We start from the raw sequence: 23664 nt of genomic DNA on the forward strand, positions 1-23664 counted from the left end.
TCTCAAGATAAGTCTACTCAGAACTTTTTCTAGCCAGAGGTCTAAGCATTCCAAAAACCCGCCAAGTTGAAAAATTTTAGCGGGCTATAAAAGTCGAAGCTGTAACTGTCGTTGTTGCCGAGGCAACCGCCTCCTTGTAGACTGTCTGCCAAGCTTCTGGCCCAGCAGTGGATTGTCCATAGACTTGTGTGCTAAATGCTAACGTTAAGCCAAGTGCAATTAGACCGAATAATATCGTGCGACGTTTAAACATTATTCCTCCATACCTAATAGTTCACCAAGTTAGTTTGGCAAGGTAAACCGAAAAGATAAAGGAATAAACCTTTAACTTTTCCTTTTGCCTATAACCGTCAATTTTGGCTTGATGAAATATTCTTGCTATCAACTAGCATTCTACTATACTACTACTTGCTGTTTAATGCTAGAGCTTTTGATATTGATAAAAATTATGTTGAGCATAAGACTCTTACCCAAGATTAATGAGAAGAAGACAGAATTCAGAATACCCCATACGGGGAGACCGCAAAAAAAGATACCAGCTGTGTTTTAGGATTATTCGTTATATGGCGTTATTCAGCAGTATGGCAGAAGTCGTCAGCAATCCCATAACACCTCATTGCAGGGCGATGTCTATCACGGGCTACGCCTACACAACTTAGCATTTTTATGATACAATTGTACTATAAAGAAATATCCCATGAGTATGCAACGCAAAGTTTCCCAGGCGATGCCCAAAGTTTGTAGTAAATAAATGCGATCTTAGCTAGTTCGTGAATGCAATCATGAACACACAATAGTTGTGTGGTATATGCCAACTTTAGCATTTTGGCATCAATTTATTGTGTGTTTGCTCTTCAATTATCCACGGTTTAACAGTTTACTTTTAATTTTAAAGAGTAATAAACCTCAATCACCGTGGCTTTAAAAGATTCTTGACCTTGATATGGAAGGTAGCAATATGACGAAGAATAAAATTTCTATCGTAGAACTAATCCAAATTCTTGCACAATATCGCAACAATATTATCGTCAATATCAAGCACCTGCAAAAAGATTATCAAAGAACAGGTATCAAGCGCGTTAAAGGTGTGAGAAACGAAAATGGAGAACTGCTTCAGCCTTGGTTGCGAACAGAAAATATAGATAATGCTGAGTATATTGGTATGGGCGAGTTTCAGTTTAATCGCAATACTGCTACTATCAATATGCTTATCAAACGTAAAGTCAAACTTGCCAAATTTGAAGACCAAACCCCCACTATTGAGGTAGCGGGTTTGCTAGTAAATGACCTCAATAGCTTTAATAATTACACAATTGTTAGCGACGGCAAAATCAACGTCAAGTCCTTACAAATCAAAATCAGCAGTAAAAAAGCCTTTGACTTGCTCAAAGAAAAGGGTGTGTTGGATGCAGAAGATTTTGATTTCCGTGCTGAACATACCATTCAATTAGATAACTTGCCGCTTGTCGCTGCAAATAGTAGTTATAGCAGCATTGATGGACTATTCAATGAACTCGCAGAAATTAAAGTACTTACTAGTATTATTTCTGCTCACTTAAGAAAGGAATCAGATGTATTTGTAGCAGGGCAGTTAGATGAGTTGAAAAAGCACTATCTATCTAAAAATGTTTACATCAACTTCCCTACAACTAATGAATACACAGACATCCATGAAGCGCTAGTTAATGGTACTCTTGACTCAAGATTGAGTTATAAAATTGACATCGGTAGTCAAGATATTCTTAACCTCAGCAAGTTTCATTCTGCTAACAAATTTCTGAATAGAATGTATCGTCTTTATGATAAAATCACTGGAGAAATTATCATCAAGCCTACTTTTGCGATCGCATTGAATGAAAATATTGCTTTTAGGCACAGGCTACTATCATCACGCACCAACATTACAAAAGTTGACGAGTTGATGAAACCAATTTGTGATGATTTTCTTGGGCTTGAGCAAAATGGCATAGTCGTAGGTATTCTTAAGAAAGTTGGTGCTGATAGTTTGGCGCAGTTGTTGCAGCATAAACAAGCTGGTAAGCAGATCAGCAAAGAGGAAATGATTGCAGCTTTGACGGCAGCGAATACCAAGTTAGAAGAATATGTAGAGAATATCTACCAACACAGGATATCTCCCTTAGTATTTTACATTGGTTGTAATGGAGTATTGCCAGAAGAAATGAAAGTAAAACCCATGACTGCTGAAGAAGCTGCTGCTAAATACCCAAATTTGCAATTCTCTAAAGATGAGCAACAAGGTACTTTTTTTGCAGTTGGTGATAGTATTATCAGCATCTATGCCAAGACTGAATATTACAGTAAAAAGGTAGCTATCCTAAATCCTTCGTGAACAACAAGAACCCCGACTTCTCAAAAAAGCCGGGGTTCTGTGGTTTTCAATTATCACAAATCAAATAGGATTACTATATAAATAATCTATTTTTGCTTAAAAAACTGGTGATTCTCCCCCGAGCGCCGACTGGATAACTAAATGAGCAATGTCACTAAGCCCCGTCCCAAATTCTGGAATTATAAATAGAAGCATCATTGCAAAAACTCCGAATTGGCTATATTGCAGTGGCTTTAGCTGAGGAAAAATTTCACTGAAAACATGAAAACCATCCAGTGGTGGAATTGGCAGCAGATTAAACAAAAATAAGGTCAAATTGATTTGAGCTGCTAAGTAAAGAAATTCCCCACTCAAAAGTTCTGAAAGACTCGGATTAGAGAGAAATTTAAGCATCCCAATAAATAGAATACCTAAAGCAAGATTCGACAATGGGCCTGCGGCTGATACCAAAATATTACCTAGCTTGCCAGAGCGAAACTTAGATGGGTTGACGGGCATTTGTCCCCAAGCTATACCCATGAGACAGAGAAAAATGATCGATTCCTTACCCATGTGAACTACAGGATTGAGCGTGAGATGACCAGTTTGTTGGGGAGTGTTATCTCCCTGACTCATCGCAGCCAAGCCGTGAGCAAGTTCATGCAAAGTGATGGAGAATATGACAATTACAACGATTCTGAAAAAATGAATCGGGTCTGTGATTAGTGTTTGGATAAACATATATTCTGGCTTGTGGTAGGATTAAAGCTGAAATCTGCACTTTCTGAAGACACGCACGAAAAAGTTATCCAATTTAAAAACTGCAAACCTTGAGAATAAAGGTTGCTCACAAATAAATTAGATAAGTTATTTTTGCGCGGCTTCTAAAACTAGTTAAAAAATCTATGGAGATGCTGGTTGTTGAGAATGAAGCGAATCAGTTGGTTGAAATCAGCTTTTTCTCACCATGATGATAAAATTTATCATCTATACCCATTGCAATACATCGGAAAGCTAGGTAAGACAGTAGTTGTATAATAATTTACTATATTTTGGTGATGCCCCATGTCTGTAATAACAAGCTCGTTATACAAATGTTATTAAACTTACTCAGTAAAAGTCTATAGTAATTATTCGTATATTTTAAAAATTAACTTTATTTATTTTTAGGAGCTTCAATTGCTTGTATAGCTGCAAAATTTCAATATATAGTATAGCATTTTAGGGTGTAAATTTTCTAAAAAATAATACGTAGTCTACATTAAAGTCTTTGTATATAAATTTATTATATTACTAATGATTTATGAGATATTTCAGCTTCATAAACCAACATTTATTTACCACAAACTTTCTAAAATAAATATTACTTAGTTCTTTTTAATACTTAAGTAGCAAATATTATTTACTAAATAATTTAAAAATTAATACAGTCATTAGGCAGGATATCAACGGCTTATTGGTATTATTTTGATGCACTAACGCAATGATGAACAACGATGGATGAGGATCAGCGCCGTTCTTATTGGCGTGCTAATACTGCTTTAATTCGTAATCTTTTAATTGTCTGGGCATTGGTTTCCCTAGTTTTTAGTATTTTGTTGGTTCAACCTTTGAATGCGATACGGTTTTTTGGCGTACCCTTTGGCTTTTGGATGGCGCAACAAGGATCAATCCTGGTATTTGTGGCCTTAATTTTCATTTATGCCTTTCAAATGGACAAACTAGACCAAAAATACAATATTAAGAAGTGAGGAAAAACCGTGTCAGTTGAAATTTGGACTATTGTATTAGTTGGACTTTCCTTCCTCGCCTACATTTATATTGGTTGGCAATCACGAGTCGAAAATAGTAAAGACTTCTTTATAGCAGGTCAAGGGATACCTTCAATTGCTAATGGTGCGGCTACCGCCGCCGATTGGATGTCCGCAGCTTCGTTTATTTCAATGGCGGGGCTAATTTCTTTTTTAGGCTACGACGGTTCTATTTATTTAATGGGCTGGACGGGTGGCTATGTACTGCTGGCTTTATTGCTGGCTCCTTACCTACGGAAATTTGGTAAATATACAGTGCCAGATTTCGTAGGCGATCGCTACTACTCTAATATCGCTCGTCTGGTGGCAGTAGTTGCAGCCATTTTTATCTCCCTCACCTACGTTGCTGGACAAATGCGGGGCGTGGGCATTGTTTTTAGCCGCTTCTTACAAGTAGATATCAATACAGGCGTAATCATCGGTATGGTGATTGTCGGCTTTTTCTCTGTGTTGGGGGGGATGAAAGGCATTACCTGGACACAAGTAGCACAGTACTGTGTGTTGATTTTTGCTTACCTGATTCCAGCGATCGCGATCGCCTGGTTTCTCACTGGTAATCCTGTTCCTCAGCTAGCATTTCCCTTCAGTGATATTGCTGACAAACTCAATAAAATCCAAGTTGACCTGGGGTTTAAGCAGTACACTGAGCCATTTGTAAACAAGTCGATGCTAGATGTGCTGTTCACCACCATTGCTTTGATGGTAGGCACGGCTGGCTTACCCCATATTATTGTCCGCTTTTACACAGTACCGAGTGTGCGTGCAGCTCGCTTTTCTGCTGGTTGGGCACTACTATTTATTGCCATTCTTTATACAACTGCTCCAGCCCTCTCCATGTTTGCCCGCTACAACCTGATTGATTCCCTGCACAATCGTACAGTTGCAGAAGTGCAGCAGCTAGACTGGGCGACCAAGTGGGAAAAAACTAAACTTTTGGGTTTTGATGACATAAATAAGGATGGGCGTCTCCAGTTAACTCCAAATAAAGACACTAATGAAATAAAGATCGACCCAGATATCATCGTGCTTTCCACCCCAGAGGTAGCTAACCTCCCTCCGTGGGTGATTGGCTTGGTAGCGGCTGGCGGTTTGGCAGCTGCTTTGTCTACAGCATCAGGTTTATTGCTGGTAATTTCCAGTTCCATCGCCCACGATATCTACTACCGGATCATAGATTCATCAGCCTCAGAACAAAAACGGGTGTTTGTCGGGCGGATCATGGTAGGCTTTTCCCTCGTCCTCGCCGGATATTTTGGGGTGAATCCGCCAGGATTTGTTAGTCAGGTGGTGGCTTTTGCCTTTGGTTTAGCCGCCGCTAGTTTCTTTCCGGTGATTTTTCTGGGGATTTTCGACAAGCGCACCAATTCTGAAGGTGCGATCGCCGGCATGTTGACGGGTTTAATTTTTACGATAATCTACATTATCGGTGTCAAGTTTGGGGGTATGCAACCCTGGTTTTTTGGTGTTTCTCCCGAAGGAATTGGTACTTTGGGTATGCTAATCAACTTCGCTGTTACCCTAGTGGTTTCGCGCCTAACGCCACCTCCTCCAGCAGAAATTCAAGCGCTGGTAGAAGACCTCCGCAGCCCGATTATTGAAGAATAGGGAATAGGGAATTGGGCATTGGGCATTGGGCATTGGGCATTGGGCATTGGGCATTGGGCATTCATTGCTTATTTCTTCCCCTGCCTCCCCTGCCTCCCCTGCCTCCCCTGCCTCTCCTGCTCCCCCTGCTCCCCCTGCTCCCTCATCCCAGTACAGACGCGATTAATCGCGTCTCTCCCACTCCCTACTGCCCAAGTTCTTTAATATTTTTCATCACTTGTTCATATAAGTCGTTGTTACCCTGACTTTGAAAAATGCTTGCTGCTTGTTGTAAGTCCTTCAATGCTCCCTGCTTGTCTCCATTGGTGGCGCGGGCATTTCCTCGGTTATTGTAGGCAGAGGCAAAGTTAGGGTTGAGGCGAATGGCTTGATTGTAATCTTCGATCGCACCCTGTGGCTCTCCATTGGCAGCACGGGCATTTCCTCGGTTATTATAGGCGATCGCATATTTGGGGTTGAGGAGAATCGCTTGGTCAAAATCATCTAGCGCCCCTCTTCTTTCTCCCAAGGTGGCGCGGGCATTTCCCCGGTTATTGTAGGCTTCGGCATAGTTGGGATTAAGGCGAATCGCTTCACTGTAATCTTTAACTGCTTCTCTGTTATTTCCTAGTGAGGCGCGGGCATTTCCCAGGTTATTGTAGGCTTCGGCGTCGTTAGGGTTGATGCGGAGGGCTTGATTGTAATCTGCGATCGCTTTTTCCTTGTCTCCCAAATCAAAGTAGGCTAATCCCCGGCCGTTGTAGGCAGCGCCATATTGAGAATTTTGCTCAATTGCCTTACCATAAGAAGCGATCGCAGCTTGTAAATCGCCGTTTAAATGCTGATTCTTTCCCTGAAGATAGAATTCCCCACCAATGGAAGCTGTAGCTGAACGACGGCTAGGTTGACTGACTCCTATTTCTGTCACCAAAACATTGTCATTCCTACTACAAGAAACACTGCTAATTGCTGTCAAGGTAGTAAAAATAGCTATGGTAAATACTTGATTTACCCTTGTTCGCTTTTGTTTAAATAAACGCCGTCTCATAATTTAATATAAACTGCCATAATACCTGAACGCAATTAGTACCAAAATCTAGATTTTCATTCTTTAACTCAATAGTTATTCTCACTTTTGATAGACATTTCCAGTCAATTAATTAATTCCCCTGATATTCAATAGATTTATTTAATAGTTATATTAAGGAAAAATCAGAAAATATAAAGTATAAAACTTGTCAATTTGGGCTTTTGCTATTGTCATATTTGTAATTTTTGACAATGGCTCTATGAGCAGTAACCTACTGTTGCTAGTGTTTTTTAGAATACTTTTTTTAAGAATTAAATATTAAGATTTATTCTAAATAATAACTCCAGAAATTCTGGCATTTGTAGCCAACTAAACAATTTAATCATCCTCAATATCACTTTCTTGAGTTTTGTAATTTAGCCGCCAAGAGGTTGTTTTTTCAATATCGACAGAGAGTTGTTCTAGATTTTGCCCTAAATCTTTTTGGAGTTTCTGAGTTAGTGTGATTGGAAAATCTAAATTAATACCTTCACTTTGTGCTAGCCTTGCCAATTCTGTAAAAGTAGCTTTGACTGTAGTACGCTCATAACTAGTCAGCTTATAATAGGCAGTTTCAGATATATCCTGAGCTTGCATGGCTTTTTTCATGCGTTCTTGTAAATGCTCAAATTCTGAATTCAACAACTTGTATTGTTGCTCAAGTTGCGAGTATCTGGTACTTAGTGATATTAAGTCTTCCGTTGCGGGATCGGGGCTGGCTTGGGCTTGTAAATCTAATAAATTTGAGTGGATTTGAGCCAGATAAATACAATCTAAGTAAGCATACTCTATCTGTTCTTCAGTCAGGGGGCGTTTTCCCCAATCGCTTGTTTGTTCTTGTTTATCGATATTGTTAAACCTACAAAGTGATCTAGCTATGGTTTTGAGTTGGTAATTAGGTAATGGTAAAAGATAGTAGGGAATTTTTTTTGCCATTTCCAAAGTACAAGTAATATTTTTGGCTTTCTTGTTACCGAGAAATTTTAGATCATAACTAGCGTTGTGAAAAACTTTTTCAATAGCAGAATTTATCATAATTTCTTCAATAAATTCAGCTATAATATTAGGCTGAACTAGAACATCTAAAAGGTAGACGCGATCGCCACTCATATCTTTGGGATTATCTAATACCTGAATCAGCGATAGTCGGGGATTACGACTTTTATAGTCAGCTACTTCTGTATCTATCCACAGCGTTTTAGCGTTAGTATATTCAGCGACAATGGCACTAATTTCGCGGGCGGAAGTAAGGTACGGCATTGGCTAATATTTCCTGATATTTGGGGCATTGATAAGTAAGGCATAGTTTTCTAAAGTAACATTTTGTTGGTAATTTTGCTGCCACAGGATTGCAAAAATGCTGAAGTTTTGAGTTGCATAGGCTTAGACATCGCCAAACTGACTTAAATCTGATAACATCGAGTCACTACTGTAAGGCTGCACAGTCTACCATTGAAAGAGCTACTGGACATCTACATTAAATTCATAGAGAGCTACAGACTGTATGCAGAGGCATCCTGGTTAGCAACCGTCGGGAAAATTGAATTGGCGCTTCTCAGAAATGGCTGCAAAATCTTAGCCTCAAGAAATCGTCTAAGTTTCAATTTCCAGTAACCTGAGCAATTGCTTGGGAACTTTTGCTACTTCACATTTAATTGCTTTTTAACATCTGCTCCTCACCACGAACAAATAATTACTAATTCGTAATTCGTAATTCGTAATTAAAAAGATACAGAACCAACACTAAATTTTCAATTTAGTGGTCAAAAAGACAGTGGAGGGTACAAACTCCCGAAAAGTGGAACTACGAATTACGAATTATCAATTACGAATTATTTGGACACACCTCAATTAATCGCTTCTAGTATTCAATTCGGAGAAGATAATGAAAAAGCTAATTCTATTGCTAGTTAGTAGCATTTTGGTAGTTGGTACTTTTGGCTGCCAAGAGGCTCCTAAAACTGGTTCGGAAACTTCTAGCACTACTAATGAAGCCGCTCAAGCACCAGCAACACCAGCTTCTCAGATAAATCAAACTGCCGATAAAACTATTGCCAAAATTCCCGGAATACAAACGACTCCTTTAGCAGTTAGCACAGATACTAAAGTTAAAAGCGATTTTGGAAAAACGGCAGCAACAAAAGCTAAGAGCAACTTAAAAACTGAAGTTAGTGAAAAGTTGAATAAAGGCTTACCAGGCAATAAGCTACAAGTTGAAAACAAAGAGGGTGAAATTATCCTCAAAGGCACAGCAACTTCTGCTGAAGAACTCCAGAAAGCTGAAACCTTGGCTAGAGAAGTTCAAGGTGTGAAGACAGTGAAAGTGGAAGCAAAAGTTGAAGCTATGAAAAAGTCATAAAAGAATAACTGAAGTTTTCAGTTAACCGTGGACTAGCTAAATCAGCTTACATCATCAAAAAATTTAAACAGGACTTACATCTGCGTAAGCCCTGTTTTTTTGCTTAAATAAGGGTGAGTTAATTAGTAGTCACGCCCCAAAGAATAGTTATCATGAGTTTATTTATCTATCGGGAAGTGCTTGTTGGAGGATACCTTCTACAATCTGTAACATCGTTATTAAAGTAGTGGTAAATTAATAATTTTGTTTTGATATTCATCATTAAAAGATGCTTGAGCAATTAGACTTAATTCACTAATAGTCTGACCGATGGTTAATTTCTCATTCAAAATAAAAATACCTGGTATATTACGCCCTTGCGCGATATGTTCAGCTAAATGTCCAGGCATAGATGTACGGTTATTTGTGACTAAAATAAAGTTATATTCCTCACACCAGGATAATATTTCTGGATCTAATGTGCCTCTGGGAGGAGCGCCAGGATCACCAACCACCCACATCATTAAGTTAGGGTTGCGTTGGAGAAATTGGCGGTTATAGACTTTATCAACATTTTCATCAAGAAGATATTTGAGAGTCATGTATTTTTTTCATTGCTTCTCTTTCAGCTTTCAGTTTTAGCAATTTGGTTACAACTGGCGGTGGATTGCGGCGCTGTTCTTCTCGCATTCGGTGACTATGTTCTAGCCAATTAGCTATGTAAGCACTGACTGCTTCCTTGTTATGCAGGTAATAGAGAATAGTTGCATATACTTGCTCTAAAGTTACTGATGGATAACTTTGGGAAATTTCTTCTGGAGTCCGACACCGATGGATGAAATCATAGAGTATAGTTTCAATTCCTACTCTTGTACCTTTGAGTCGAATATCATCAGGTCGCTGAAAGTCGAAGTAATCTTCTAGTTGCATAATTTACTTTATTATATTTGCCTATAAAATTATCTTATACCATTTCTTTGTGAGGCTGCGCCAAACCCTTTTAACTTCTTTCTTTCTTTGTGTCCTTTGCGTCCTTTGCGGTTCGTTTCTCTTTCTTGTTTCTTGTACTTAAATATGGTTTAGCGCATCTTCATACAGAATTGGTATTACATACTTGTAAAATATTCTTGCAATAAATAGTAATAAATTGATAGCGATCGCTTTGCCAACAACAACTTGTTACATTAGTTGCTCGTCTTGGCAGTTAGTTATCTCAACTAAAACTGGAATGATTTGATATAGTTGCTTTTGAGCGCCTGCAATGAAATCTCGTGCTTGTGCTAACTCTATCAGTATTGTGTTTTCTCTGAACCACAATTCTCCTTCCCCTCTCTGCGTTCTTTGCGCCTCTGTGGTTCGATAATCCCTAATTTTCCCCCTACCCTCTTGCGAATTTTTAATTAGTTGATACACTTGTTCTTCATTAGCCCAATGAACCAGCGCCTATGGTGCATATCAAGCGCGTGGAACTTACGAACTTCAAATCCTTCGGTGGCACTACCTCAGTCCCTTTGCTACCGGGGTGTACTGTCATATCTGGGCCAAATGGTTCAGGTAAGTCTAATATTCTAGATGCACTGCTATTTTGCCTCGGACTCTCCAGTTCTAAGGGAATGCGAGCCGATCGCCTCCCGGATTTGGTAAATAACACTCAAACGGCTAAAGGACGTGCTTCTATTGAGGCTAGCGTCACCGTAACGTTTGATTTGTCAGGAGAGGACTCACCCAAAGCCGCAAAAGCTCAGAGTGAGGAAGGCACAAAAGAAGTAGATGAAGATCAAAAAAATTCCCACTCCCCACTCCCCACTCCCCACTCCCCAAGCGAATGGAGTGTCACTAGAAGGCTGCGAGTCACTCACCAAGGAAGTTACACGTCGAATTACTATATCAATGGTGTACCTTGCACGCTGACGGAATTGCATGAACAACTAAGTAACCTGCGGGTTTATCCTGAAGGTTATAACGTGGTGCTGCAAGGGGATGTCACCAGTATTATCTCGATGAATGCGCGGGAACGGCGGGAAATTATTGATGAATTGGCTGGGGTGGCGGCATTCGATCGCAAAATCATCCAAGCTAAATCAACTTTAGATGAGGTGAAGGAAAAGGAAGATAGCTGTCGGATTATTGAGACGGAATTAACTGCACAACGCGATCGCCTTTCCCAAGATCGTGCTAAAGCTGAGAAATATCAAAAACTCCGCACGGAATTTCTAGCTAAACAATCTTGGGAAGCTGTTTTATCATGGCGATCGCTACAAGCACAACAAGAAAAGTTAGTTAACGAAATTCAAACAGGCGATCGCAATTTTAATGAACTCACTACCCAACTCACAAACCTAAATTCCCAAATCGTCCAAAAAACGGCTGAACTTGAACAACTCAATGCCCATGTAAAAGCATTGGGAGAAGAGGAACTTTTGGCAGTACAATCTACCCTCGCCACCCAAGAAGCTGAACGGAAACAACTCCAGCGTCAGTTAACGGAATTAGAAACAGCTTCTCAAGAAACTGCCAAACGTCTGACTCAAACTCAGCAAGAAATTCAAAAACACCGTCATTCCTTAGAAGAAATTGCCGAAACACAGATTGTAGAGACGCGATTCATCGCCTCTTCCCAGCAACAAAGAAATGAGGCGCAGCAAGCGCTACAAACTTCCCGCGAAGCCGCCGCAGAAATCGCCTCGGCTTCGGAAGCGTGGGTGCAGCAACAAACTGCATTCAACCGTCAAATTGAAACTCTGCTGCAAACTTTGGAACCGCAACGCACAGAACAAGCACAACTCAGGGAACGCAATAATCAGTTACAGCAGTTAATCCAAGAGCAAACCCAGTTAATTGAACGCGACGAACCGCTATTAGCCCAAAAACAAACTGAGTGTAGTCAAATTGAAACGGAATTTAACGCCTCTAGCGAACCCATCCAAAATTTAGCCCAAAATCTCTCAGCCACAGAACAAGAACTGCAAATCCAACAGGAAACTCAAAAACGCTTACTTTCTGAACAACGAGAAAAACAACGCCAGTTGGATAAAATAGAGGCGCAAGCGCAAGCACAGCAAGAAGTCCAAGGAACCCAAGCGAGTAAAGTCATTTTACAATCGGGAATGCCTGGACTTTGTGGCTTAGTTGTGCAGTTAGGAAAGGTGGAACCGCGCCATCAGCTAGCTTTAGAAATGGCTGCCGGTGGACGTTTGGGACATATTGTGGTGGAAGATGACAGCATCGCCGCCGCAGGGATTGAATTGCTCAAACAGAAACGTGCAGGGAGAGCGACTTTTTTACCACTGAATAAAATTCACGCTCCCAAATTTACTCAAGATGCAACGCTGCGTTTTGCTAGCGGTTTCGTTAATTATGCTGTGAACTTAGTCGATTGCGATCGCCGTTACAAAGATGTATTTAGCTATGTTTTCGGCAACACGGTAATTTTTGCCAACCTTGAGGCGGCGCGGAAAAATTTAGGATTGTATCGCATCGTCACCTTAGACGGGGAACTTCTGGAAACTAGCGGTGCAATGACTGGTGGTAGTAACAGCCAGCGTTCCGCGTTGCGGTTTGGCAATGCGGAAGCAGCAGAATCTGATGAAGCGATCGCTTTAAGAAGTCGCTTGCTGGATATTGAGCGAGTTTTAGAGCGTTGTACTGAAGCGATCGCTACTTTGTCAACCAGAACCAAAAAACTCACCCAGGAACTCACAGAAGCGCGTCAGGCGCGGCGCGAACAGCAGTTGCAATTGGAACAATTGCAAAAAGATATTAAGAATTTAACAGCGCAATTAGAAGGGACGCGATCGCAACTCGCACAAAACAGCGAAAAATTAGCCACAGCTCAATCCCGATTAGAAATTTTGGAGCGTGAATTACCGGGACAAGAAAATCAGTTGCAACAATTGCGACACGCTTTAGCAGAGTTGGAAGCATCCCAAACGCCCAGCGAATGGCAACAAATCCAGGCGAAAATTAAAATTCAAGAGCAACAATTGCAACAACGGGAGACAGCGTTACGCGAAGCTGAACAAAGATTAAAAAATTTAGAAAATCAGCAACAACGTTTGCAAGAAAAAATCCAAGAAGCAGAAACGCGAATCACCGAATATGAAACCCAACAAACCTCTTGTAGAGACGCGATTCATCGCGTCTCCACACAAATCACAACGATAGACAACCAAATCACCCAAACCCGTTTATTGTTGAGTCAAATGGAACAAAATTTGGGAGAAGAGAAACAAAAACGCGACGCTACAGAACAAGAAGTGCGATCGCATCTTTTGCGCCAACAACAATTGCAATGGGAAATCCAAAAACTCCAAGAAACCCAAGAGAAACGGCGCGAAGAACTAATTGCATTACAAAGCCAGTTGCGAGATGTGGGAGCAGAATTACCAAATCCCTTGCCGGAAGTTCCAGATAAGGTAGATTTGGAGGAATTGCAGAAAGAATTGCGATCGCTTACCAAACGCTTACAGGCAATGGAACCTGTTAATATGCTGGCGTTAGAAGAATACGAACGCACCCAAAACCGTCTCCAAGAACTGACGCAAAAATTAGAAACACTAGAAGGGGAACGCACCGAACTACTTTTGCGGATTGAAAACTTTACAACATTGCGGCAACTTGCCTTTAGAGAAGCTTTCGATGCTGTCAATGAAAACTTTCAATCAATTTTCGCTATTCTGTCCGACGGTGACGGCTTCCTGCAACTCGAAAATCCCGAAGATCCCTTTAGCAGTGGACTGAATTTAGTCGCACATCCCAAAGGTAAACCCGTACAGCGCCTAGCTTCCATGTCTGGGGGAGAAAAATCACTTACAGCCTTGAGCTTTATCTTTGCCCTGCAACGCTACCGCCCATCGCCATTTTACGCCTTTGACGAAGTAGATATGTTCCTAGATGGGGCAAACGTAGAACGATTAGCTAGAATGATTAAACAACAGTCACAACAAGCGCAATTTATAGTTGTGAGTTTGCGTCGTCCGATGATAGAATCAGCCGAACGCACAATTGGTGTTACTCAAGCACGAGGAGCTTATACTCAAGTTTTGGGGATTAAGTTACAATCATCCAATACATCTGCTTGAGTTTTTGTTAATAATAGTGTATGGATAATAAACCGGATTGGAGATCAGGACTCGGTATAGAATGACCTCTGAACAGATAATTAGGCGTTCCGACATATTAAATACCCAGGTGATTACCCGCGACAACGGCAAGCGGCTAGGCATCATCAGTCAAGTCTGGGTTGATATTGATCAACGAGAGGTTGTGGCTCTTGGTTTGCGAGACAGCCTGATCTCTATTTCGGGCATACCGCGCTATATGTACCTCAACAACATCAGCCAGATTGGTGATGTCATCCTGGTTGATAACGAAGATGTAATAGAAGATATCGAAGTTGAATCTCTGAGTAATCTGATTAACTGGGAAGTAATTACAGAAACAGGTGAAGTCTTAGGCAAGGTTCGGGGCTTCAAGTTCAACGGCGAAACCGGGAAGCTTAACTCCATAGTCATTGCTTCTTTAGGATTGCCCCAAATTCCCGATCAATTTCTGAGTACTTACGAGTTCTCAGTAGATGAAATTGTCAGCACTGGCCCCAATCGGTTGATTGTGTTTGAGGGAGCCGAAGAACGGGTAAACCAGTTGACAGTTGGTTTACTAGAGCGCCTGGGTATCGGCAAAGCCCCGTGGGAGCGCGATGCAGAAGAAGAATACGGCTATACTCCACCGCGCCAAGTTGCACCAGCTAATCAACTGCCTAGTGGAGTGCCATTACAGCCACCCAGGCAAAAAGTTCGCGCCCCCGAACCCGTAGCGCGAGAAGAGGAATGGACAGAAGACTATGTGGAAGAAGAAAGGCCACAGCGTCAGGTAATGAAGGCGCGGCAGTATGAATCTATTCAATACGAAGAAGATGAGGAAGAAGATAACTGGAGCGAGGCAACAGGCAGCGACAGGTATCAACAACCGCAGCCGCTAAAATATGAAGCCAAGCCTTATGTTGATGAATACGATGATTATGACGATGTAGAAGGCGATGCTTGGGAAGATGCGCCGAAGCCTGTGAATATTCCCAAGAAAGTCAAGGAAAGACAGCCAGAATACGAAGAAGAAGGCGGATATTAATTCGTAATTCGTAATGACGCTCCTACGTCGCTAACGCTGCGCTAACGTAATTCGTAATTCAACCGGAAAATTAGGAAGTATTTTAAGATTAATTCAGCCCTCTCCTTACTTACAAGGATAGGGCTAATTTTTTAGAACGCAGTAGGGTGTAGGGTGTGTTAGCGACAGCGTAACGCACCGTCTAAACTAGAGGGTAATTTGAGTAAGATTATCTTGTTGCTTGATATGTAGTGAGCTGTTGAAATACTCTTCTAGTTTCATAAAGCAAGACCCCTCGAATGAACATTCCACTTCAATCATAGAAGAACGCTAAAACAGTTTGTAACTAATTAGTTAAGTGTTCAGAAACTCACCAAAAACTGCTAGCGTCAAACAAAGTAAAATATCGTTGTGGATCTTCGAGCTTGAAAACGCGTTCTAATTACTGGCAACTGCTGCCTTATATCCGACTCCAGTGGCGAACCATCACCAAGGGACTTATTGGTATCTTGGGATACGTGCTGGCGACATTAGTGTTGATAAATCTTGCCGGGAAATTGGCAACTCCCTTTGCCCAAGGTAATGTAGTAGCGATCGCTCAAATAACTGGCAGCTGTGCTTTAGTATTTCTTGTTAGAGGCTTGTTTCAGTCTATACAAGATATGTACATGGCAAAAGCTGCTTTGAGAGTTGCTTTTCATCTCCGTCAGCAAGTCTACGCACATCTTCAAAAGCTAAATCTCAGCTATTTTGAAACGGCAAAAGCAGGTGATTTATCTTACCGCCTCACCGAAGATGTTGACCGCGTTGGCGAAGTGGTAAATAAAGTATTTCACGACTTTATCCCCTGCATTTTGCAGTTGCTAGCAATTCCGATTTACATGATTTATCTGAATTGGCAACTCACATTAGCAACGGTGATAGTTGCACCGTTGATGGGTATTTTAGTTGGCTGGTTTGGTGAACGGTTACGCAAATATTCCTTAAAAAGTCAAAATCGCGTGTCGGGTTTATCAGCCATCCTCGCGGAAGTTTTCAACGGTATTCGTTTGGTACAGGCTTTTGCTGCCGAAAATTACGAAATCGCCCGCTTTGGCCATGAAGCAGAACGCAGTCTCAAAGCAAAATACTCAGCCGAACGCCTGAAAGCGATTCAGATTCCCATTGTCGGATTTCTGGAAGCTTTAAGTGCATTATCGTTACTGATTGTGGGAGCGTGGCAAATTTCCCAAGGTAACTTAACAGTGGCGAATTTTTTCAGTTATTTGGCGGCGGCGGCGCTGTTAATTGATCCCATTGGTCATACTACTAACAACTACAACGAATTTAAGCAGGGTGAAGCATCTGTTGACCGCGTTTTTGAATTGATGGCAATTCAGCCGACAGTGATAGAAAAGGTAAATGCGATCGCTCTCCCCCCAGTCAAAGGCAAAGTAGAATATCGTCATATTTCCTTCGCCTATAAACCAGGTGAACCTGTATTAAAAGATATCAGTTTATTAGTATCGCCAGGCGAAGCGATCGCTCTTGTGGGTGCTTCTGGTGCTGGTAAAACCACATTTGTCAATCTTCTCCCCCGTTTTTACGACCCCGAAGTTGGTGAAATATTAATTGACGGTGTTGATATTCGAGATGTCAAGCTGCATAGTCTGCGGCGACAAATTGGGATTGTTCCTCAAGAAACCATCATGTTTTCCGGGACAATTGCCCAAAATATCGCTTTTGGACAAGATGTTTTTGATATGGAAGCAGTTAAAGAGGCGGCGAAAATTGCTAATGCCGATCAGTTTATTAGCCAACTGCCAGAAGGTTATCAAACTTGGGTGGGTGAACGTGGGGTAAACTTATCTGGTGGACAAAGACAAAGAATTGCGATCGCTCGTGCTGTTCTGCTCAATCCCCAAATATTGATTCTCGATGAAGCGACATCAGCATTAGATTCTGAGTCAGAAGCGCTGGTACAGGAAGCCCTGGAAAGATTGATGGAAAAACGGACAGTATTTATTATTGCTCACCGTTTATCGACAGTTAGGAGGTGCGATCGTATTTTAGTTCTCGAACAAGGTCAAATTGTCGAATCGGGAACCCATGAAGAATTATTAGCCTTAGAACGTCGCTATGCGCGGTTTTATGCCCAGCAGTTTAGTTAGCCAGATTAAATATAATGCTCATAGGACTTACGCACAGGTAACGGAAAACGAACCACAGAGGGCGCAGAGAAGCCAGTGCGTTGGGCGGGTTCCCCGACTTGAAGCAACTGGCGCGTCACGGAGGAATGAGAGTTTGAGAGGGTTTTTGCGTAAGTCCTAGCTCATTAGCTTATTACCCACATCTGACAATCCCCGCTTCGTTGCTATCCCGCCTCGGAATAGAATTCCAAGGCTAATAGCGAAAGTCCTCTAAAGCGGACTGAGTAGTTGATTTTAGTCCACTTGAGTGGACTTAAGCTATCAGCCTGGAACTTCAGTTCCGGGCGGGATGTCTGTAAACACGACTATTTAACTTTGACTACCCCCTAGACTGAATTGCCTTAATTAAGTCATAAAAAGGTTGCCAATTATCTTCCTGAGCAATTGGTTCCCAAATAGATTCAATCACAGGTCTTAATAATGCCGTTTTGGGATTATGAACAGCTAGAGTTTGAGCAATTACATCGGTGCTATCGCTATCAAAATCATTCAAAATTTTATGATACAGTATGCACCAATCATCAAAAACTCCTGACGCACCCGGTACTGGCACAATATCTGAATTATTTAGCACAAAACCTGGATCATCTCGCCATTTAGATGAAAAAGTCCGAGCCATTTCATCAAAAAACTGGTGATAACCAACTTGGCTATCTTTCAAAAATTCAACCGTTAGATTCAACAGTTCCCCAGCTTCTGGATGTGGCAAATCCTCAAAACCTAACTTTTTCAACATCAAAGAACTGTATTCAGCTTGATAATACTCAGCAAACATTGCTAATCCAGCTTCCATTTCGTCTTTATCGATAATCGCCTTTAAAGGTTCCTGAAGCATTTGTAAATTCAACTGACAAATACTTGGTTGATTACCGTAACAGTAGCGTCCATAATAGTCAAAATATGCAGCTATAAAGGATGGGTTATAAGTTGGGATAAACGCATAAGGTCCATAGTCAAAACTCTCTCCCGTAATCGACATATTGTCAGTATTTAGGACTGCATGACAAAAGCCAGCCGCCATCCACTGCGCTACTAGTTCTGCAACTCGTTTCACTAATTCGGCGTAAAACAAGACATATTTATTTTGTTCAGCATTTAAGTGTCGATAATACTGCTCAATTACGTGGTCTAATAACTTCTTAGTTAAATCTGGACGCTGGAAATAATGCAGTCGCTCAAAAGTGCCAAACCGAATATGAGAACTGCTCATTCTAATCATCACACATGAGCGGGTAGGCGAAGGTTCATCGCCTCGCCAGAGGGGTAAACCTGTTTCAATCATGCTCAGACAGCGCGAGGTACGTACACCCAATTGGTGTAGTGCTTCCGCAGCCAGAACTTCCCGCACCCCACCTTTGAGCGTCAGCATACCATCGCCACCACGGGAGTAAGGTGTTCTTCCAGAACCTTTTGTGCCAAAATCGTACAATTCGCCATCAGTGGCGCGTACTTGTCCGTAGAGGAAGCCTCTACCATCACCTAACTGTCTGTTATATTCACCAAATTGATAGCCGTGGTAACGTAGTGCCAACAAGGGTTTACGCCCCTGAAATTTGCCAAAGGCTGTGATAAAATCTTCATCTTTGACTAGTTGGGGGTCTAAACCCAAGCGGGGTAGTAGTGCATCGTTACGCCAACGCAAGAGGTGTTGAGGAAATTCCTCTGCTGCAACCTCGTCGTAGTAGTCGTCGCCTAGAGATTCCAAGGCGCTTTCGTAGTTGAGGGAGAGAAAAGGATTGCTAGAATTTTTGTAGTTTGGAGTTTCAGCCAGAGTCATTACGAGCAAAGCTTAATTCATTCTTCCCTTAATACTACCTCTGGCTTTGGCATCAGCATAGACGCAAAAAGCGACCCATATCTAAAATATGGCAGCGCCCCCATCAAAATCTAGACCGCATAATGGATAAAGTTTTGCAATTAAAGAAAAATTTAACTCAATTAGCTATTTTAGACGCTACATTTGAGGTTTTTGGCTCAGAATCACACCAATATCAATTCAAACCTTGCTTGAGTGACAAGGATATTCAAGTGTTTGAATCTAGATACAATATTACGCTACCAAGTGAATATCGAAACTTTCTCTTAGAAATTGGTAATGGTGGTGCGGGGCCAGGATACGGCTTATCTGGACTATCAGGAATTGAATCTGAAGATGTCATTCCAGAAAAAGTATACCCAGAGAACTATGAAATTCTTTCTAAACCATTTCCCTTGAGAGAAGCATGGAATGATTTGGATTTAATTGTCAAGAATAATACGGGTTTGGTTCCCAACAATGATGACTACTTCGACGATAAATTTATCCAGGGTACTCTCACCATTACAAATTATGGTTGTGGAATTTATGCGATGTTAGTCGTTACTGGGGAGCAGTCAGGAAAAATCTGGATAGATGACCGTACTAATGATAATGGGATATATCCTGCTTCTTTGAGTTTTTGTCATGCTTTCCATGACATCAACCCTGATGATTCTTATCCAAATAGCAATGAGGAGCAGCCTTTAAGTTTTTATGATTGGTATGAAGACTGGCTCAACCGAAGTTTGGAGCAAATACGTCAGTCTTTGTAATTCGTAATTCGTAATTCGTAATTTGTAATTTTAGGCGAAACACTACACCATAATGAAAAATATATGAGCTAGAGTTAGTTCGGAATTTATAAATCTAATAATTCAATTAAGAATTGTTTTAAAATTTAGGTACTTGCCAATTAGGATTGATCAGACTTGTCATAATATGATCTTCCCATTGCCCATTAATTAACAAATAATCTCTAGCATATCCTTCAATAACAAAACCTAGTCTTTTGAGTACATTGCCACTGCGCCGATTGTGAGGCATATAATTAGCCATGACTCGGTGAAAATTTAACTCTTCAAAAAGATATTGAATAGCGGCTTTTAGCCCTTCTGTCATATATCCTTTACCTTGTTTACTTTCAGCAAGGCTATATCCCACATAGCAAAAATGAGCGGCTCCTCGGACAAAATTACTAAAATTTACAGTTCCAATAATTACGGTAGGATTTTTTTTGGTAAAAATAAATAACTTTAACGATTGACCATTAATAAATTCCAGAAAATTGTTCTCTATCTGATACTGCCAATACTCTTGGGTGAAAAAACCATCAGCCCAAAGAGGGTAAAATGGAGTGAGATAGGTTTTGTTATGAATGAAGTATTTGAGAATTTGGGGTATATCTTCATGGATAGCCGCTCGTAAGAACAGGCGATCGCTTGTAATTAGTGGCAGTTCGGATATCATAAATTACTTAATCGGCGCGATCTCTTCCTAAAACATTCTCTAGATTTTGTAAATTCTCTCATACCGGGGTTTAGCAGCAGTGAGATGAGTTGTATTATTATGTTCCAATTTGGATAATCAGTGGTGTAGGTATGGGTTCTTTGGCGAAAACGTCATGCTTTCGCTTTAGTTGCAACAGATAGGCTGAGTATTTTGGCTGGTAATCTGCCATTCAACCAAAATCTTGATAAGCTGATGTCTAATATCTAGAGCCAAAGGATTGAGAGCCAATGGGTGACAAAGCATAGTGCGCGGCATAACTTCGATAAAATCGCTTTGCCCAAACGCTGTACCGCAGGAAATTCAACCAAAAGCCAGCTCAAGATTTAACCCAGTCTACAAGAAGGATAATTAACAGCAACCAATAAGCTAACAATTACTCACTTTTCCTCACTTTCCTTGACAGCCCAGGAATAAACTTACGTAACACATCAGTCTTACTCCTTGATGAATGCTTGCAGTATGCTTCAAGGACTTGTAGTTCTTGGTCTGGAATCCTGATTGTTAGCAATATTCATCTAGCATTGTATGGCATTTGTCTGTAGAATAATTCTATGATAATAGGATTTAAAACAGAACTAAAGCTCAACAATAAACAGCGCACAGAATTACTAAAGCACTGTGGCGTAGCCCGTCATGCGTGGAATTGGGGGCTAGCTTTAACCAAGCAGATACTAGACCACAACAAATCAAACCCAGAGGGAAAGATTAAATTTCCCTCCGCTATTGATTTGCACAAATGGTTGGTGGCTTTGGTTAAGCCGCAAAACCCCTGGTACTTTGAATCATCAAAGTGTGCGCCACAGTATGCATTACGTAATTTGCGAACAGCTTGGGATAGGTGCTTTAAAAAAGTGTCTGGCGTTCCTAAGTTTAAGAAGAAAGGGCAGAGTGACTCATTTGAATTAGACGGAAAAATCTGGATTCGGGGGACTGGCAAGATTCAGCTTCCTCGGTTAGGGGTACTCAAGACCTATGAGAACTTACCGCAAGTTCAGCCAAAATCTGTCACTATCAGTCGCACTGCTAATCGCTGGTATATCTCATTTCGGATTGAGGTAGAACCAACTAATACACCTAAAGCTGTTGACGTTATTGGTGTTGATCTCGGCGTTAAGTCCCTTGCCACGCTCTCAACTGGAGAAGTGTTTGACGGCGCGAAATCATACCGCAAACTGGAGGCAAAACTGTCTCGACTTCAATGGCTAAACCGTCATAAACAAATCGGTTCAGTTAATTTCAAGAAAGCACAAATTAAGATTGCACGACTGCACCAACGTATTGCTGAGATCCGCGCATATTCATTGCATAAACTCACTACTTATCTAGCCAAGAACCACAGCGTGATAGTGATTGAGAATTTAAATGTGTCGGGAATGATGGCAAATCATAGGCTATCTAAAGCGATCGCTGATATGGGATTTTATGAGTTTCGTCGTCAGCTAGAGTACAAAACCAATCTCTATGGAAGTGAATTGGTAGTTGTGGATAGGTTTTACCCCAGCAGTAAGACTTGTTCTAGATGTGGAGTGAAGAAAGAATCTCTTGCGCTCAGTGAACGTATTTTTAAATGCGAATACTGCTCTTTTGAATGTGAGAGAGATTTAAATGCGTCAATCAATTTGAAAAACACGGCGAGTCACGTCGTGTCAGCCTGTGGATCGGGTGAAGCCGACTTCTCCGAGGTGAAGCAGGAAGATTTCAGTTTGTTAGCAAACGTTAGTAAATTATGAACGGAATACGCTACGATTGGCAGGAATTAGAGATTCGGGCGATATACAACACGCCATTGCTAGAGCTTATTTATCAAGCTGCTAGCGTGCATCGCCAATATCATGACCCAACAAAAATACAAGTTTGTAAGCTCATATCTATTAAAACGGGAGGTTGCCCAGAAGATTGCAGTTACTGTGCCCAATCTTCCCGCTATAAAACAGAGGTAAAGGCGGAAGCACTTCTACAAAAGGAAACGGTAGTTAACATCGCTCAGAAAGCGAAAGAAACTGGTGTTAGTCGCATCTGCATGGGTGCTGCTTGGCGCGAAGTGCGGGATAACTCACAATTTGAGGAAGTCTTGGAAATGGTCAAGGATGTAACCGCAATGGGTTTAGAAGTGTGCTGCACTCTGGGTATGTTGACGGCAAATCAAGCCAAGAAATTGGAAGAAGCGGGACTTTACGCCTACAACCATAACTTAGATACCTCGCAGGAATATTACAGCACAATTATTACCACGAGAACTTATAGCGATCGCTTGAACACAATTGAGAATGTCCGTCAGACAAATGTTACTGTCTGTTCCGGCGGTATCCTTGGTTTGGGCGAAACTGTCGATGACCGGGTTGGGATGTTACAAACTCTGGCAAACTTACATCCGCATCCAGAGTCCGTACCAATTAATATTCTTTCACAAGTACCAGGCACACCCTTAGAAAATCAGCCTGATGTTCCCATTTGGGATATTGTGCGGATGATTGCCACAGCCAGAATTTTAATGCCAGCTTCCGATGTGCGTCTGAGTGCCGGTAGGGCTAGACTTTCTCAAGTTGAACAAGCTTTCTGTTTTATGGCAGGAGCCAATTCTATCTTTTCTAGCGATGACAACAAAATGTTGACAGTGACAACTCCCTGTCCAGATTATGATAGCGATCGAGAAATGCTCAATTTACTTGGTTTGGGAATGCGATCGCCTTCCCAAAGGCAAGAGAAAGTGACAAGTCCGGCTGTTGTATGCGAGGAGAGGAATGAGGATTAGTGATGCGTTAGCTAACCAGGAATGTATATTTGTCATTAGTCATTTGTCATTAGCAATACCTTTGCCAAAATAAGAGCATGAAGAGGTAGGGCGCTTTGTAGTAGAGTTATTGTCTCTCACAACGACAACTCAAAAACTACAAGCCACCCATGCCAGACATCTTATCACTCTTACAATGCT

The 23664-nt window shown here is 41.3% G+C and carries 19 protein-coding genes; 10 read left to right on the forward strand and 9 right to left on the reverse strand.

The window, feature by feature from the left end:
- Positions 1–76 precede the first annotated feature (76 nt).
- Positions 77–253, reverse strand: a complete 177-nt coding sequence (locus LC586_RS26980; protein WP_229488305.1) for a hypothetical protein — start codon at positions 251–253, stop codon at positions 77–79.
- 705 nt (positions 254–958) lie between these two features.
- On the opposite strand from LC586_RS26980, the gene LC586_RS26985 reads away from it, so the two are divergent.
- A complete protein-coding gene (locus tag LC586_RS26985; RefSeq protein ID WP_229488306.1) occupies positions 959–2350 on the forward strand; it encodes a hypothetical protein in 1392 nt (463 codons plus the stop codon).
- A 96-nt stretch (positions 2351–2446) separates the two neighbouring features.
- Here LC586_RS26985 and LC586_RS26990 read toward each other — a convergent pair whose 3' ends face one another.
- Positions 2447–3070: a site-2 protease family protein gene (locus LC586_RS26990; RefSeq protein ID WP_229488307.1), complete on the reverse strand. Its 624-nt coding sequence runs from the start codon at positions 3068–3070 to the stop codon at positions 2447–2449.
- A 755-nt stretch (positions 3071–3825) separates the two neighbouring features.
- On the opposite strand from LC586_RS26990, the gene LC586_RS26995 reads away from it, so the two are divergent.
- Positions 3826–4080, forward strand: coding sequence for a DUF4212 domain-containing protein (locus LC586_RS26995; protein WP_100899281.1), 255 nt, complete (start codon positions 3826–3828; stop codon positions 4078–4080).
- Between the two features lie 9 nt (positions 4081–4089).
- Positions 4090–5745, forward strand: coding sequence for a sodium:solute symporter family protein (locus tag LC586_RS27000; protein ID WP_229488308.1), 1656 nt, complete (start codon positions 4090–4092; stop codon positions 5743–5745).
- A 184-nt stretch (positions 5746–5929) separates the two neighbouring features.
- On the opposite strand, the gene LC586_RS27005 is transcribed toward LC586_RS27000, so the two are convergent.
- Both LC586_RS27005 and LC586_RS27010 read right to left on the reverse strand, forming a co-directional pair.
- Positions 5930–6772 (reverse strand): tetratricopeptide repeat protein, encoded by an 843-nt coding sequence (locus tag LC586_RS27005; RefSeq protein ID WP_229488309.1) that lies wholly within the window; start codon positions 6770–6772, stop codon positions 5930–5932.
- Between the two features lie 360 nt (positions 6773–7132).
- On the reverse strand, positions 7133–8053 hold the full coding sequence (locus LC586_RS27010) for a ribonuclease D (RefSeq protein ID WP_229488310.1): 921 nt from the start codon (positions 8051–8053) through the stop codon (positions 7133–7135).
- A 625-nt stretch (positions 8054–8678) separates the two neighbouring features.
- On the opposite strand from LC586_RS27010, the gene LC586_RS27015 reads away from it, so the two are divergent.
- The gene (locus LC586_RS27015) at positions 8679–9152 is read left to right on the forward strand and encodes a BON domain-containing protein (RefSeq protein WP_229488311.1); all 474 of its coding nucleotides are present in this window, start codon (positions 8679–8681) and stop codon (positions 9150–9152) included.
- A gap of 218 nt (positions 9153–9370) precedes the next feature.
- On the opposite strand, the gene LC586_RS27020 is transcribed toward LC586_RS27015, so the two are convergent.
- From LC586_RS27020 to LC586_RS27030, 3 genes are all read right to left on the reverse strand, one after another.
- A complete protein-coding gene (locus tag LC586_RS27020) occupies positions 9371–9733 on the reverse strand; it encodes a DUF5615 family PIN-like protein (protein ID WP_229488312.1) in 363 nt (120 codons plus the stop codon).
- Positions 9711–10061: a DUF433 domain-containing protein gene (locus LC586_RS27025; protein ID WP_229488313.1), complete on the reverse strand. Its 351-nt coding sequence runs from the start codon at positions 10059–10061 to the stop codon at positions 9711–9713. Before LC586_RS27025 ends, LC586_RS27020 begins: the two co-directional genes overlap by 23 nt.
- A 249-nt stretch (positions 10062–10310) precedes the next feature.
- Positions 10311–10544 carry a hypothetical protein gene (locus LC586_RS27030; RefSeq protein ID WP_229488314.1) on the reverse strand — a complete coding sequence of 78 codons (234 nt, stop codon included), beginning with the start codon at positions 10542–10544 and terminating at the stop codon, positions 10311–10313.
- A 32-nt stretch (positions 10545–10576) separates the two neighbouring features.
- Here LC586_RS27030 and smc point away from each other — a divergent pair, with 32 nt between their 5' ends.
- The 3 genes from smc to LC586_RS27045 all read left to right on the forward strand — a co-directional run bounded on the left by smc (position 10577) and on the right by LC586_RS27045 (position 17386).
- On the forward strand, positions 10577–14212 hold the full coding sequence (gene smc, locus LC586_RS27035; protein ID WP_229488315.1) for a chromosome segregation protein SMC: 3636 nt from the start codon (positions 10577–10579) through the stop codon (positions 14210–14212).
- A gap of 61 nt (positions 14213–14273) precedes the next feature.
- Positions 14274–15257, forward strand: a complete 984-nt coding sequence (locus tag LC586_RS27040) for a PRC-barrel domain-containing protein (RefSeq protein WP_229488316.1) — start codon at positions 14274–14276, stop codon at positions 15255–15257.
- 404 nt (positions 15258–15661) lie between these two features.
- Positions 15662–17386, forward strand: coding sequence for an ABC transporter ATP-binding protein (locus LC586_RS27045; protein WP_229488317.1), 1725 nt, complete (start codon positions 15662–15664; stop codon positions 17384–17386).
- Positions 17387–17744: 358 nt separating this feature from the next.
- Here the strand turns inward: LC586_RS27045 and LC586_RS27050 are convergent, their stop codons facing one another.
- Positions 17745–19202 (reverse strand): protein adenylyltransferase SelO, encoded by a 1458-nt coding sequence (locus LC586_RS27050; protein ID WP_229488318.1) that lies wholly within the window; start codon positions 19200–19202, stop codon positions 17745–17747.
- A 122-nt stretch (positions 19203–19324) separates the two neighbouring features.
- Here LC586_RS27050 and LC586_RS27055 point away from each other — a divergent pair, with 122 nt between their 5' ends.
- Positions 19325–19996 carry an SMI1/KNR4 family protein gene (locus tag LC586_RS27055; RefSeq protein ID WP_229488319.1) on the forward strand — a complete coding sequence of 224 codons (672 nt, stop codon included), beginning with the start codon at positions 19325–19327 and terminating at the stop codon, positions 19994–19996.
- Between the two features lie 118 nt (positions 19997–20114).
- On the opposite strand, the gene LC586_RS27060 is transcribed toward LC586_RS27055, so the two are convergent.
- Positions 20115–20690 carry a GNAT family N-acetyltransferase gene (locus LC586_RS27060; RefSeq protein ID WP_229488320.1) on the reverse strand — a complete coding sequence of 192 codons (576 nt, stop codon included), beginning with the start codon at positions 20688–20690 and terminating at the stop codon, positions 20115–20117.
- Positions 20691–21283: 593 nt separating this feature from the next.
- Between LC586_RS27060 and LC586_RS27065 the strand changes: the two genes are divergently transcribed.
- Both LC586_RS27065 and bioB read left to right on the forward strand, forming a co-directional pair.
- Entirely contained in the window at positions 21284–22462 is a 1179-nt protein-coding gene (locus tag LC586_RS27065; RefSeq protein WP_229488321.1) for an RNA-guided endonuclease InsQ/TnpB family protein, read from the forward strand.
- Positions 22459–23484: a biotin synthase BioB gene (gene bioB / locus LC586_RS27070; protein WP_229488322.1), complete on the forward strand. Its 1026-nt coding sequence runs from the start codon at positions 22459–22461 to the stop codon at positions 23482–23484. Before LC586_RS27065 ends, bioB begins: the two co-directional genes overlap by 4 nt.
- The last annotated feature ends 180 nt before the right edge of the window (positions 23485–23664 follow it).

It is taken from the genome of Nostoc favosum CHAB5714, assembly GCF_020829495.1.
GTDB lineage: Bacteria > Cyanobacteriota > Cyanobacteriia > Cyanobacteriales > Nostocaceae > Nostoc > Nostoc favosum.